The following is a 13,597-nucleotide window of genomic DNA, read 5'->3' as shown; positions in this document are numbered from 1 at the left end:
CCTGAGGAATTGGAATGAACTTTTTTGGTTTTGAGCCTAACAAATCAAGGGCTCGCTGGGCATAATTAAATTGTTCGCACCACTTCTTAAACCGAGATTTCAGTGCGGAAGAAAAATAATTCTTAAAATGATATTCAAATTTTAGCATGGCATGATTGCCCTTATAATTATGTATATCAATATAAGCAGAAAGATTTCCTGAAAGAATTCTGCTTCCAATCTTTTTATATCTTCTTGCACAACTATCAATTCAATAAGCAACTCTTGTTTGGCTCTTCTTTATTCAGATAATAGTGATGTAGTTGTTCATTCATTTTTCGCTATTTTACAGCAATTAAAAAATCTATTTCTGCATCTATTGGGTTTTGTGCTTTTTCGCCAAAAACTTCAAAGTCGGCAGTAAATACTCTTTCTAAATCCATTTCCCAAATTTCCAACCATTTATTTACGATCAAGTCTTGCATCAAATCTCCCTTGGCAGATAGTTTGATATAGTTTCCACCGTTAAACGATTTGCCCACCATTCCGTCAGGTATAGTTTCTAAACTGGCTACTTTGCAACCCAAAACTGTAGTATAAGGCTTTGTATGGTCGCTTTCATAATCGGTATATATGGAGTATACAGTACGGTCAATTTTGTTGGGGATTGCGTCTAAAATTTTGTCGCTGATAAATCTGCTCCACAAAGCCGGGATATCTTTTCCGGCCTGATTGTTTTCATTTGTAGTGCGTACCGAAATGCCGATTACTTTAAAAGGTTCAATTTTCACGTTATTCATTTTATTTTTTTTTTGTTGAGCCACAAAATTAAAAATGGACGATGACAGCCCTATGTCAAGGGTGGTGAAGCATATTTTTCTTTGCAGATTTCAAAATATTCTTCTAAGGTCATTTGATGGGGTTCAAACTGCTCGTTAAGTATGGTTAGATTTTCAATTCTATCTAGTCGAAATGCCCTGAAATCACGTCTTAACCGGCAAAAAGCAATAAGTAACCAATTTTCTTGTGTACTGTAAACAGCAAAGGGCTCAATGGTTCTTTCTGTTGTTTGTCCATTATCAAGTGAATTATATTTTATTTTGACAAGGTTAAAGCTTTTCAAAGCCAGTTGAATTGAGGATAAATAGTTGCTTGTTCGATCGTTGCCTGAGTTTTGCCTAAAAACAATTCTATTGGAAAGCAAATTTGCTCTGTCTTTGGTGTTATTGCGTAAAACAGATTTTACTTTGTTAATGGCTTCTGAATATTCCTTTACAAAAGAAGCGTCTTTGTTTTTTAAGATGAGTTGCTCTGCTGTAATCAATGCATTAGCTTCACTTTCGGTAAACATCACGGGTGGAATTCGATAACCTTCCATTAAAGTATAACCTTTCCCCTCTTCTGTTATAATAGGAACTCCAGCTTGCTCTAACGCTTTAATATCTCGATAAATTGTCCTGCAACTTACCGAAAATTTGCTGGCCAATTCAGAAGCCGTCAAAAGTCGTTTCGTTTGCAACTGGGTTAAGATTGCAGTTAACCTTGAAAGTCTTTTAGTATCATTTTCGATCATTGTTTACTAGTCAAGTCTTTGCTGTTGTAATTTGATAAACTTCAAATTTATAAAATTAATGCGCTAATAATTTAGTCGAAAACATCAACAATAGCATTTAAAAGCCAGCAAATTCCAACTTTTAATCTGACAATCAATTAAATTCGCAAAAAAATAAATAGAAATATAGGTTGTATAAAGAGATACTATCCAAGTTGACCATCATCAAATGAATAAATAAACAAGACACTAGAAGAAATCTGCGGATAATGCAATATTCTCCACTATGAAAATAAATTGTTGCCCAAACCGTTCCACCTAAATGTTAATGGATAATCAAGTAACAAAAATGAAGAACGTGATAATTTCTGCAATGAGCAAATTTTACAGCAACTAATCTAAATAAATATGTAGATGGTAGAAAAGATAAATGCCATGAGTAGAAATCTTATCCACCTAACAGCTCGAGCTTATCCGGGATGCTGATGGAATTATGGGAGTGAGAAATATGGAGGAGTTGGGTTAAATAAACTATCCCCTTAACTCATATAGCTTCTCAGATAAGTCTTCGTTTTCTTTAATAAATACCTAGGATAATCCTCAATATCGGCAACTTGTTTTTCGAACTATGGTTTTGATTATCTACCATTCTCTTTCCAACGGCGAAATTCAGAGGGGCTCACCCGGTAGCGTGCAAAATTACCTTCGTGAAGGGACATGATCTCCTGTTCGACTGCTTTGATAAATTCCTCTCTATCCTGCTCGTCTATCGCCTGGGCATTTTCCCTAATGAAATGAGCTAGGTTTTTATGCTCAATTTCTTTAACGATGACGGTGGTAATCAGTTCTCTGATGGCGGTACGGTATTTCAACTTGAAGGTATCAGGTTCGCCAAGCGATTGCCGGATTACCCTATACCTACTGGCTGAACGCTCATAAGACCACAGATATACATCCTTTAAAAGATGGATATCATTCTGCTCATATATGGCCATTACGCCTTTAAAATAAAGATCCTCCGGGACATCAATGAAGGACAGCGGCGCCAGGTTCTTTTTGATCATCGGGATATTTGCCGCCAGTCTGGAAACACGCTTGTTGACGTCATCAAAAGGTTGCAGATACGGAAGATGAACCATCAGAAAAAACGACTGTTCGAAGGGGTCAAGTATTTGGCCTGCTTTTTCCATTATAAGATCAAAGTATTTTTCGATCAGCTGTGGTATGGCTAGTGGAGTAAATGAGGTGCCTGTAATCCCGACTGCTATTGACCTCAACCGACCTGGCGCCTCTGGATCGGGAAGCAGGTTGTTGGCCAGCATCGCGTGGAGATTGAGGAGAGTGTAGCGGTTATAGCCGATCTCCTCAGCCGCCTGCACCAAAAACTCTATCGCATCTTTGTGGTTTAAGATCATCTGCGCCTCTTTGGCCGACTTTTGATCATCAGCTTCTCCATATTCGATGAGCCGCTGGGTGTCCAGCAAACTGTAAGTATTTCCTTCCAGACGACTGGAGTTCCATGACAAATCGATCAATAATCGGTTCAGGATCTGCTGGGCATATGTCCCTGCCACCGCTCCAACGTTGTTGTCCCCTATTTCGGCCAGTTGCTTTTTTTCCTCCTTGGAAAGATAGCTATCGATATTTGGGCGGTAGGATTTCAAGAAGTCCTGCTGATAGCCCACCACGGGTCTTTGCTGAATGGGAACGGCAACATTTGCAAGGGCATTTTTTGCCTGTTCCGACAATGGAATCAGTATTTCCTGCGCTTTCTCGGTCTCCTTGTCTGGCGCAGCCTCTGCAGCCTTTGTGAAGTACCTGGTACCCCTGGCCGACCCTTCGATTGTGATTAAGCCCTGTTTGGTCATTCCGCCCAGCCAGCGCTGCAGTGTCCTAGCGGTCACCTCAGTTTCAAGCTTCGCAAGAATATCGCTGAGCTTGGCCCCGTCAGGGAAATCTGATAGAAGTTCGAGAAGATGCTCGTTGCGTTTTATATTATTCATAAGGCGACAGATTTAGTATGCCGACAAAATACCGATTATTGCGACAAAAACAGTGGTATTGCGACAAAAATAAATATTTTTTGTCGCAATAATCCGAATCGCGACAATTTTAACCGATTAATGTCGCGATTCTTACATTTCGACAGGTAATGTCACAAAAGAGGTTTATCGCGACAATTTTGACCAATTTATGTCTCAATTATTAAATTGCGACATTCGCTCGTTAAACTAGATTATGTGTGAAATAATGCTACTGAAAACTTTAGGATAGATCTCCTTTAACTCGCAGTTCCAATGCTGCCGAGCAGTTCTACTGAATCCAGGGGTACAAATGGAAATGCTTTCACCATGACAACAACCAGTGCTTTTTGCAAATCACCCTCATTTCTATATTTTCCTTCAATACCAGGATATACCTTAGCGAGTTTACTCACGATATCATGGCCTTTCATTTCCAGGCACCAAACCGGGAAGGATAGTACTTTACCATTATAATAACGGATTTCTCTCATCACCTCATCTTTTCTTATTCCTGCAAAGGCGGCTTCGAAATCTATGAAATAGCTTTCCGCAATTCCTTGTAAATAGTCCTGAGATTCCTCTCCCAGATTATACTGGTTGTAGGTTTGATCCTTGCCAATTTTCTTAAAAACGTCAAAAGCGCCGTTGCCAATACCTGCAAACAGAATCATCAGGTAGATTGGATCCAGCACAAAATTTTCGATGCTGTACCTTGAGCCCTCCCCATGGACATAGACATTGTCCTGTGGTTTATTTTTTAAATCCCAGTCCACTACTAAAAATGGTACTGCTGCCCGCCTGTCTCATCGCTTTCACCAATTCATAAACCAAGGTTGAATTGCCGCTTCCGGCCGCATTGGAAATAAAATACAGCCTGTGGCTTTTAGGACTCTGTAAGTACAATTTTAATGAAGAAAAAAGAATATTAAATGTGAGTAGAATACTCAGAAATAAAATTAATTGTCATTAGCATTTTCAAAATCTTCTTTGATAAAAATCCACTCTTTAGATTTCAAACAAATCGGATCAAAATCTAAATCAGCCTTTGAAAATTTAGAAAAATTTTTCTTGATAACCAGAGGTTCATGCGTCCATTCAAATCTTTTTCGGTGAAGTTCAATCATATCTGCAATAGAATAGTGTTCGAGTAATTCATGGAGATCCCAAAAATCCTTTTTCCTGCCATCACGTTGAATAATATCTACTTTCATGGCAATAATTTCCTCAATACTTGCCATTCTTACCCCATCTATCAATACCGCATCCTGAAAGAAAGGGTCCATGGAATAATATATATCCACTTTAATAACGTTTTTTTTATCAGTGCCGACAAGATAAGATTTTCCCATTACTGGATTTCCACCGAAATCGCCATATACATACCCAAAAGTAGATTTCAGTTTTGCTTCAATAGCTTCAAAATCTATAGAACGGTAAGGAGCATCAGTAAAAAGATCGATATCAACTGACATTCTGTGACCAATATGAAGACTTAGAGCAGTTCCGCCAACAAGACGAAAATTTGAGAGCAAATCCTCCTGCATGAGATTCATTAAAACATTCTGTAATAAAGGACTCACTGTATTCCAATACATATTAATTTGGTCTTAAATGCGGCATGAGAACTAGTTGGTTAGCAGAAAGACTATCTCGACCTATAACTGATTCAACTTTTTCAGGACCATAAAAATTAAGTATTTCTGTTTTCTCAGCGTCCTCCCCCCTCTCGAATACCCGGCGTATGATCGCATTATAATCTCTTATCCAATCAATCTTATTGAAATCAGTATCCCAGAAAAGAATTTCACGAATAATGGAAAGATTTGGATGAATACTTTTTGAGGTTTTTTCTTCTTCTTTCTTCACCTGATAATAAGCCTGAAGAACGAACATTGTACCGATTTCCAGTCCCAAAGTTTTATCCAATTTTACCGATAGTGCTGCAGAAATACCACGTTTACCTTTTGTTATCTCATTTAAAACTTGAGGATACTCACCAATAGAAAGTGCAAAAGGGCCTTTTTTGAGGCTTCTTTTTTTTAATTCCCGCTCCAATAACAAACCTGGATGAATACCCTTATATTTTTCAAATGCTGATTCCATAAAACAAATATAAACAAATTTGTTTATACAATAATGCTTATATCTGATTATTTAACTGAAAATGGGATAGTGGAATTGCAATAGTATGCTGGAGATTTTTTCTCGTCAGATATTTTTTTTGAGATGCATTAGTTTAGATTCCTTTTGGATGCAAATTACGCGGCCAGACATAGGTTTCCTCAGAAATGAAATAGTCCTTTAATATATCTGCACTATGGCCTGTTGGCATCCCACATTCTACAGGGCCAGGCTCAACCGGGAAAACATATCGAAGACCGTACTGCAAAAAAGATAAAAAAGCAGACTTAATTACCTTTTTTTTATCAGGGCTCAGCGAGCCTGATATACTGGAACGATTCAATGATTCACTTATTTCGGACGGACTTATCTTTAATTCTTCGGCAATTTCCCTACTTAGCCAGCCTTTTTGTTTTTCAATAATATTCAATAAAATTACGATATCGTGTGGACGCCTGCCATTATTACATTTTGAGCCCTATCTTATCTCGTATTTTCCCTCAAACGTCTTTCCCTGCAAGTCCCCTAGTTCCGTTTTTTTGTATGATATAAATTTGGAAGAAGATTTAAAGTACAGTTAACGCAGCTAAAAATCACCCTTTTCGATAAAACGGCTATATTTCCCTAATTATCAGTTGTAATTTTCTTTTTATGGTTTGTACCCCAATGCGCCAGGGCAGTGATAATATCCTTTAAAGATTCACTATATTCAGTTGGCAGGTACTCCACTATAACAGGAGTCTGTTCAGCTAGCACTTTTCTTTCCACAAGTTGGTTTATTTCTAATTTCTTTAATTCTACTGACAGCATTTTTGCAGAAATCCCTTTTACAGTTCGTTGCAATTCATTAAATCTTGTATTGCCACCTAAAACCCCGATCATGACCCTAATGGTCCACCTACCGCCAAGAACATAAATGGCATCCTCAGTTGCCGAAATACGGTTTGTACATTGGACTGGTGTGTATTCTAATTTACTTGTTGCCATAATTTCTATCTAATTAAAACTAACCAAAAGGTAACTACTCACCTTTGGTATACTACTATAATTTGGTTAGCAAATATACATAGCTTTGTAACATAAAATAATAAAGAAATGAACAAATTAAAAATTACCTATTACGCTACAACTGGAATTATTTCAGCAATGATGCTATTTATTGCGTTTGAAACGCTTACCAAACCTGAAGTCAAAATATCAATGGCACATTTAGGTTTCCCTGATTATTTCAGGATTGAATTGGGAATTGCAAAAATTATAGGTGCAGTTTTGATATGGTTGCCTGTCCGCTTATTGAGGGAAACTGCATACATTGGTTTCGCTATTATGTTTGCCTCAGCTTCCTTATCACATGCGGCAGTAGGCGATCCCCTTGGTAAAGTGATAACAGGATTGGTTTTCCTGGCGATCTTGATTGTGTCGTATGTGTGTGATGCAAAACTTCGAAAAACAAATAGAGATTAATAAAAATTTAAAAAATAATTTATGATTTTAGTTACAGGAGCAACAGGTCAATTTGGTTCTAAAGCAGTTGAACATTTGTTAAAGAATGGAGTTGAACCTTCAACAATTGCTGTTTTGGTAAGAAACAGCAACAAAGCAAAGGATTTGGAAAAAGGAATAGATGTTAGGCAAGGTGATTATACCGACCATAGTTCGATGGTAAAGGCATTTACGGGTGTAGATAAATTATTGTTAGTATCAAGCAACAATAGAGAAGCGATTGAAAACCGGACACAGCATCACAAAAATGCAATAAATGCGGCCAGAGAAGCAGGCGTAAACCATATTGTGTATACTTCTTTTGTGAGAAAACCAGGATTTGAGGATTCAGCGATTGCTGATTTTCAAAAATCCCACCTCGAGACTGAAAAACACTTGGCCGAGAGCGGACTGGATTACACGATACTTCAAAATGGTATCTATGCAGAAATGATAATGGCTTTTTTAGGTGATAAGGTTGCCGAAACTAAAAGCATTTTGTTTCCGGCAGGTAAGGGAAAAGCGAGATGGGTACTTCGTGAAGAATTGGCAGAAGCTGCTGCTCATGTTTTGATCACCGAGGGCCATGAAAATAAAATCTATACTTTGACTAATTCCGAAGCTGTGGATTTCGAATTCGTCGCACAGAATATATCTGAAATACTAGGCAAAGAAATTGAATATAAATCTCCTAGCATCAACGAATTTAATGCTATTCTCCAAAAGGCAAAAGTCCCAGAAATGTACATTGATATGTTAACAATGTGGGGTACTGCATTGAAACAGCAGGTAATGGATAAGGAAGATGATACTTTAGCCAGTTTTTTGAAGAGGGAACCAACTTCTGTACGCCAATATCTAGAAAATTATTTTAGAAAGTAGTAGATAAAACTTTTGACGTCCTCACTGGTGTCTATTGAATTTGGCGAAATATAAAAATTTATAGCTCGTCGAATAAAGGATATTGGGCTCATAATATTATGCTTCTGGGTGGGGATTTCGGAGCCTATTGTCAAACGATACCATGGCGATTGGCCAAAATGTCTAACTTACTCCAGTATAGGACAGAAGCTAAAGATTATTCTCTCGTTTCACAAAACATTCTCAGTTAGTATCCTGTTTTATCCTTAATTAAATCAATGATCATGCCCTGGTATAACGGAGATTTCCCCCCATCATATAAAAATCAGCCAGACCACTTGAAGGAGAAAGCTGTAGAAATAGCAAATGCCTTACTTAGTGAGGGGGTTGAGGAAGGTATTGCGATTGCTACCGGGCTGAAACGGGCGAGGGAATTTTATAAGGAAATTGATGCTGACAAATCAATGGACAGGCATGGGATAGAAAGTGATTGGGAGGGCGTTGAACCTGGAGATTTTGCAACCAGCAGCGGAAAGATAAATCCGGATTCGCCTGATGATTTATCGCAATGGGCGGAGAAATTTCAAGTTAGTGTGGATGAACTTAAAGCGGCTATCCTTATGCAGGGAAATTCTATTGAAGCGGTTAAAAATTTTTTACAAAAATAAATATGGCTGAACTACCCGATCTGACTGTTTTTGCGCAAATCCTAAACCGGAGGTTTAAAGGAAAAGTAATTAGCAAGCTGGAAGTCAGCCTGGCAAAAAAAATCAACGTTTCAGGCAGAGAATTGAAGAAAAACCTTGAGAACAGGGAGCTACTGCAAGTTACCCGGGCGGGCAAAACCCTGCAACTGCACTTTACGGGAAATCAGGTTCTTGGGCTGCACCTGATGTTAAGGGGAGAACTGGTGGCGAATGCACAAGATGAGCCCCCAAGGTTTCAGATCCTTGGTTTTTATTTTGAGGATGGCGAGGGCTTTTCGCTTATTGATATGCAAAAGCAGGCTACCCCGACTCTGAACCCTAAAGATACTGAAGTCCCCGATGCGCTGGAAATCAGTGAAGCGGAGTTTCTCAGCCTGCTGGCAAAGAAACGTACCCTCATTAAAACCCTTTTAATGGATCAGCACCTGATAAGGGGAATTGGTAATTCCTATGCGGATGAAATACTCTATCATGCAGGTATCTCGCCATTTTCAGTTGCTAAAGCGATACCGGTAAAGCAGGCTAAAATTCTTTTTAGAAGCATCGAAAGCGTCCTTAACCAGGCTATTGAAAAAATCGACAAAGAGAATGGTGATGAGCTGAAGGGCGAACTGAGAGATTTCATGCAGATCCATAACGCTGAACTAAAGCAAACCAAAAAGGGAGAAGCGATAAAATCAGAAAAAATTGGCGGACGTAAATCCTATTACACAGATAGCCAGGAAATTTTCGGATAGTTTAGCGCTCAGAATTCCAATGTACTGAAAATCCTTTAAGAATGCCATATTTTAGCTAACGCTAAACATTTTCGAAGCGCATGGCGTTTTAAGAAGCATGACACCACTAACAATTGATCTGGAAATCAACAGCAGCAAATACGTTTTAACGATAGTTGAAGTAAATGGATTATACGAACTTCTGCATGAGGGACGAATTATCGCCGGTTTGCGACCGCCTGGGGAAGACTGGGAACTTCTAACCATCGAAGATCTTATAGAAAATTTCCCTCTATATGAGCAGGAGCTGCAAAATGGTAGCACTATCAAACTTCAAACCTCCGATTTACGGGAAGTCATAGGAAAAATTGAAGCCCATAGGAACAATAATCTTTAAAAAAACAATGTTTTCCATGGGCTCTTTAAGATAGGCAGCGCTCGGTTTTTGATCATTTTTATAAAACAAAACACCAGCTGATCCGCTCGAAGCTTTGTCCACTAATTCAACGATCATTTATATCCAGCTTAAGGTTTGAACGGATTGCAAATTGAAGGAGCTAGAGATAAAATTACTATAGTGCTGCTGTTTTAATGCATAGGTATATAGGCTTTGATAAGCTTATCAAAAGTTTAATAAATGGTTTGTAAAAGTGAGTGTTTGAATCAGTTGTTTATGGTGACTTAGCCCCTACTCATCCTGAACGCAGTCTGCCTTGAGCTGCAAAAAAGAATTGAAGATGGAAAGCCGGTAAAAAGTTTGATTACAATATTAAGCCGGTTAGCACATACTTCTTGTATGATTTTATTTAAATTTGACTATGAATTCTGTGAGGCGAGGTCCCGAAAAAAATAGTAAGCATAAAAACCATGATACCATCTCAAAGCTAACTGCTGACAACGAGATCCCATTCCCAAATTTACTTTTGAGTGCCATTCCGCAACAGGTATGGACAGCCAATGCTACTGGTGAAATCGACTACGTCAATGAAATTATATGCTCTGATTTTGGACACAGCCAACAGGCAATATTGGAGCATGGCTGGACCGCTTTCGTACATAAAGAAGATTTGGAGACCAGTGTCGAACTATGGCAGAAATCCTTGAGAAGTAAAAATGACTATGTCACCGAATTCAGGTTACTGTTCGCTGACGGCAATTACTATTGGCACCTAGCCCGAGCCCGATTGATAGAACAGCAAGGCCGGCCAGATATTTGGGTTGGCACCAATACAAATATTCACTTCCAGAAATTAAATGAAGCTAGAAAGGATGAGTTTCTTTCTATTGCCAGTCATGAACTAAAAACGCCTTTAACTACTATTAAAGGATTCCATCAGCTATTGCTTAAAAGTATGGAAGATGGAAAAACAAAAAACTATCTCCAGCGCTCGGCAAGCCAGCTCGAACGGTTAGAGCGATTGATAGGTGATTTACTTGATGTAAGCAAGATCAATGCGGGAAAGCTGACGCTTAATCAGGATAATTTCAATTTTTCGCAAATGCTATCAGATGCTGTTTCGGAAATGAACCACATTTATACTAGCCACAAACTAAATCTCGAAATTGAAAAAGACATCGTTTATACCGGTGATAAATTCAGACTGGAACAGGTCATTCAAAATTTTATTTCAAATGCGGTAAAATACTCCCCTGGCGCTTCTAAAGTTGACATTGATTGCAGGATTATCGACAAAAATTTAATTGTCTCAGTAAAAGATTATGGAATTGGCATTGACCCAAAAGACGTAAAAAAGCTTTTTGACCGCTACTATCGTGCAGATAACTCTTCAACGCGGTTCGATGGACTTGGTTTAGGACTTTACATTTCAGCGGACATCATAAAGCGTCACGGAGGAAGTTTCTGGATTGAAAGTACTATTGGTCAAGGCTCAGTATTTTCCTTTAAGCTACCACTTCTTCAAGAAAAATACTTTGAGCCAAAAATACGTACGAACAGCTATTATAAAGATCGATATATAACCATTTCATGTAGCCAAGATTCAGATATTATGAATGTCGAATGGACCGGATATCAAGACATGCATTCTGTAAAACATGGGGGCTCCTTGATGGTTGAATATCTGAAGGCTAACCAAAAATCTAAAGTTTTTAACGACAATCGTTTGGTACCAGGCACTTGGTCAGAAGCATCGGACTGGGCTGCTACGGTATGGCTGCCGTTAATGGAACTTGCTGGATTAAAGTATTTCGCATGGATTTTATCTGAAAGCACCTTTAGTCAGCTTTCTGCTGAAAAAAGCATCGATAATGAGGCAAAACGTTCAGAGATAATCTTTTTTAATCAGGCAGAAGAAGGCATTGCATGGCTCGGAAACGTTTAAAGGAGGAAATGGATCAATTATCAATCATTTCAGGGTATTGAAAAAAGCTCACCGAGAGGGATAAATACCCCTATTGCCTTGCTTATTTTTCAGTCAAATCATGGAATAGCAGTTAATTATCAAGGAATTTGACACAGGGCATGTCCATTTAATTCAGCTAAAAAAGGCAGTCTAGTTACTTTACGTTTTTGTCTTCTTTAACTGTTTCAACCACAGCTCTTCCTATCAAGATTTCTGTAATTTCCATAAATAAAAAATCTTTTAGTGAACTAAATTTCTGTTTACTGTTCAGTTGCCCAAAAAATCTTTTCAAAAAGAAAAGACGAAAAAGTAGCCCCAGAGAACAGGAACTCAAAATCTGGCAGCCGGGATGAATGAATATCATGCCTGGACTCAACAATTACAAAATAAAAAACAGATATATAGGCCTATAAAATTAAGATATAACACTTTGATCAAATTTTACAAAACCTTTCATTACAGATTATGTCTTTATTATAAAAAACATGGCTAACATAGAAAATAGAAACCAAGAGAAAAAAATTGTTCAAGAGTAAGCTAACAATACGGCACATCTAGGATCTACAGTATTATGATATTTGTCTTTTAAGCTAATTTTACAGCAAGTTCTTGTTGATTTTCAGTTTCTATTGTTTGAGTTTTTTTCCAATTATTTGGTAAAAAGTTCTGAATTGGCTGATTTGGATTGTTGGACAGCTTTTTCAGCACATCCTCCAGCCACATCATAGGGTTTATTCCATGCAACTTACAGCTTCCCATAAATGAATATAGCATTGCACTTCTTTGTGCCCCATCATGGGATCCGCTAAAGAGAAAGTTGCGCCTGCCCAATGCAATGGGTCTGATACTGGACTCCAGGGGATTATTGTCAATATTGAGCATTTCGTCGTCCATGTAAACTGAAAGGCGTTTAAAGCGTTTCATAGTGTAAGCAAAAGCTTTGTAAATAGCACTTTTTTCACCTAACTGGCCAGCATTATCCTCAAGCCACCGTCCAAAGCTTTCCCATATCGGTTTTGACAATTCAGTTCTAGCCTGTTTCCGCTCTTCAGCAGTTTTATCCTTGATGTCCCGCTCAATATCATATAGCTGACCAAATATCTCAAGCGCGTAAGCAGCCCTTTTGGGATCATTTTTCTCTGCCTCAGAAAAATACCGGCGGCTATGGGCGATGCAGCCCAGCAATTTGATATCCTTATTTGTTGATAGCGTGTCGTAGCAGGCATATCCGTCCGATTGGAGATAGCCTTTATAACCCGCAAGGATAAGTTGAGGTACTTCCTGATTTCGGCCGAGATGATATTCGAAGTATACCAGTTTGGCGGGCGGAGCTTGTGCTGCCCAGAAATATCCTCTATGAGTGGTTCCCTGTTTATTTTTATCCATCACCTTCATCGTTGTTTCATCCATCATCAGGTAACTGCTTTTCAAAATTTCCTGTTTTAGACTTTCATAAAGGGGCTGTAACAGTGTACAGGTTTTTGCGATCCAGTCCAGTAATGTAGAATGAGCCAGTTTGATGCCTGCACGTTCAAAACGGGTCATCTGTCGATAGACCGGAAGGTGATCGCAGTATTTCTCAACAATCAGTGTGGCCAGTAGCGAAGCGTCAGCCATGCAATTTTTGATTACCGCGGTAGGAAGCGGCGCAATAATAAATGTGCTTTTTAATCCCGGCTCACCTGCCGGCAATGTCATTAAGTTAAGTGTTTAAATATCTGATTACCAACTATTTGACTTGTTTTTATGGGTTTATTTTCTTATATTTAACTTATAACCAATTAGTTAATGT

General features: G+C 38.4%; 15 protein-coding genes. 6 read left to right on the top strand and 9 right to left on the bottom strand.

What is annotated here, in order from left to right:
* Nucleotides 1–320: 320 nt before the first annotated feature.
* The 8 genes from ACFOUY_RS15750 to ACFOUY_RS15715 all read right to left on the bottom strand — a co-directional run bounded on the left by ACFOUY_RS15750 (nucleotide 321) and on the right by ACFOUY_RS15715 (nucleotide 6,663).
* Complete coding sequence (locus tag ACFOUY_RS15750) at nucleotides 321–779, bottom strand: GyrI-like domain-containing protein (RefSeq protein ID WP_378961998.1); 459 nt, start codon at nucleotides 777–779, stop codon at nucleotides 321–323.
* A gap of 50 nt (nucleotides 780–829) precedes the next feature.
* Nucleotides 830–1,552 carry a helix-turn-helix transcriptional regulator gene (locus ACFOUY_RS15745; protein ID WP_378961996.1) on the bottom strand — a complete coding sequence of 241 codons (723 nt, stop codon included), beginning with the start codon at nucleotides 1,550–1,552 and terminating at the stop codon, nucleotides 830–832.
* 617 nt (nucleotides 1,553–2,169) lie between these two features.
* The gene (locus ACFOUY_RS15740) at nucleotides 2,170–3,534 is read right to left on the bottom strand and encodes a Fic family protein (RefSeq protein WP_378961994.1); all 1,365 of its coding nucleotides are present in this window, start codon (nucleotides 3,532–3,534) and stop codon (nucleotides 2,170–2,172) included.
* Nucleotides 3,535–3,812: 278 nt separating this feature from the next.
* Nucleotides 3,813–4,247, bottom strand: a complete 435-nt coding sequence (locus ACFOUY_RS15735; RefSeq protein ID WP_378961992.1) for a hypothetical protein — start codon at nucleotides 4,245–4,247, stop codon at nucleotides 3,813–3,815.
* Between the two features lie 264 nt (nucleotides 4,248–4,511).
* Complete coding sequence (locus ACFOUY_RS15730) at nucleotides 4,512–5,150, bottom strand: nucleotidyl transferase AbiEii/AbiGii toxin family protein (protein ID WP_378961991.1); 639 nt, start codon at nucleotides 5,148–5,150, stop codon at nucleotides 4,512–4,514.
* 1 nt (nucleotide 5,151) lies between these two features.
* Nucleotides 5,152–5,658 (bottom strand): helix-turn-helix transcriptional regulator, encoded by a 507-nt coding sequence (locus ACFOUY_RS15725; protein ID WP_378961989.1) that lies wholly within the window; start codon nucleotides 5,656–5,658, stop codon nucleotides 5,152–5,154.
* Nucleotides 5,659–5,791: 133 nt separating this feature from the next.
* Entirely contained in the window at nucleotides 5,792–6,106 is a 315-nt protein-coding gene (locus ACFOUY_RS15720) for a hypothetical protein (protein WP_378961987.1), read from the bottom strand.
* 194 nt (nucleotides 6,107–6,300) lie between these two features.
* On the bottom strand, nucleotides 6,301–6,663 hold the full coding sequence (locus ACFOUY_RS15715; protein WP_378961985.1) for a winged helix-turn-helix transcriptional regulator: 363 nt from the start codon (nucleotides 6,661–6,663) through the stop codon (nucleotides 6,301–6,303).
* A gap of 108 nt (nucleotides 6,664–6,771) precedes the next feature.
* On the opposite strand from ACFOUY_RS15715, the gene ACFOUY_RS15710 reads away from it, so the two are divergent.
* From ACFOUY_RS15710 to ACFOUY_RS15685, 6 genes are all read left to right on the top strand, one after another.
* Complete coding sequence (locus tag ACFOUY_RS15710) at nucleotides 6,772–7,140, top strand: DoxX family protein (protein ID WP_378961983.1); 369 nt, start codon at nucleotides 6,772–6,774, stop codon at nucleotides 7,138–7,140.
* 21 nt (nucleotides 7,141–7,161) lie between these two features.
* Nucleotides 7,162–8,040 carry an SDR family oxidoreductase gene (locus tag ACFOUY_RS15705; protein ID WP_378961981.1) on the top strand — a complete coding sequence of 293 codons (879 nt, stop codon included), beginning with the start codon at nucleotides 7,162–7,164 and terminating at the stop codon, nucleotides 8,038–8,040.
* Between the two features lie 263 nt (nucleotides 8,041–8,303).
* The gene (locus ACFOUY_RS15700; RefSeq protein WP_378961979.1) at nucleotides 8,304–8,687 is read left to right on the top strand and encodes a DUF3606 domain-containing protein; all 384 of its coding nucleotides are present in this window, start codon (nucleotides 8,304–8,306) and stop codon (nucleotides 8,685–8,687) included.
* Nucleotides 8,688–8,689: 2 nt separating this feature from the next.
* On the top strand, nucleotides 8,690–9,463 hold the full coding sequence (locus tag ACFOUY_RS15695) for a DNA-formamidopyrimidine glycosylase family protein (RefSeq protein WP_378961977.1): 774 nt from the start codon (nucleotides 8,690–8,692) through the stop codon (nucleotides 9,461–9,463).
* A gap of 97 nt (nucleotides 9,464–9,560) precedes the next feature.
* Complete coding sequence (locus ACFOUY_RS15690) at nucleotides 9,561–9,839, top strand: hypothetical protein (protein ID WP_378961976.1); 279 nt, start codon at nucleotides 9,561–9,563, stop codon at nucleotides 9,837–9,839.
* Nucleotides 9,840–10,260: 421 nt separating this feature from the next.
* A complete protein-coding gene (locus ACFOUY_RS15685) occupies nucleotides 10,261–11,784 on the top strand; it encodes an ATP-binding protein (protein WP_378961973.1) in 1,524 nt (507 codons plus the stop codon).
* A gap of 606 nt (nucleotides 11,785–12,390) precedes the next feature.
* On the opposite strand, the gene tnpC is transcribed toward ACFOUY_RS15685, so the two are convergent.
* Nucleotides 12,391–13,503, bottom strand: coding sequence for an IS66 family transposase (gene tnpC / locus ACFOUY_RS15680; RefSeq protein ID WP_378961972.1), 1,113 nt, complete (start codon nucleotides 13,501–13,503; stop codon nucleotides 12,391–12,393).
* Nucleotides 13,504–13,597: the final 94 nt, after the last annotated feature.

Source organism: Pedobacter jamesrossensis, from assembly GCF_042650905.1.
Classification (GTDB): domain Bacteria; phylum Bacteroidota; class Bacteroidia; order Sphingobacteriales; family Sphingobacteriaceae; genus Pedobacter; species Pedobacter jamesrossensis.
The sequence above is the reverse complement of the archived record's forward strand: the minus strand, read 5'-3'. Positions and strand labels throughout refer to the sequence as shown.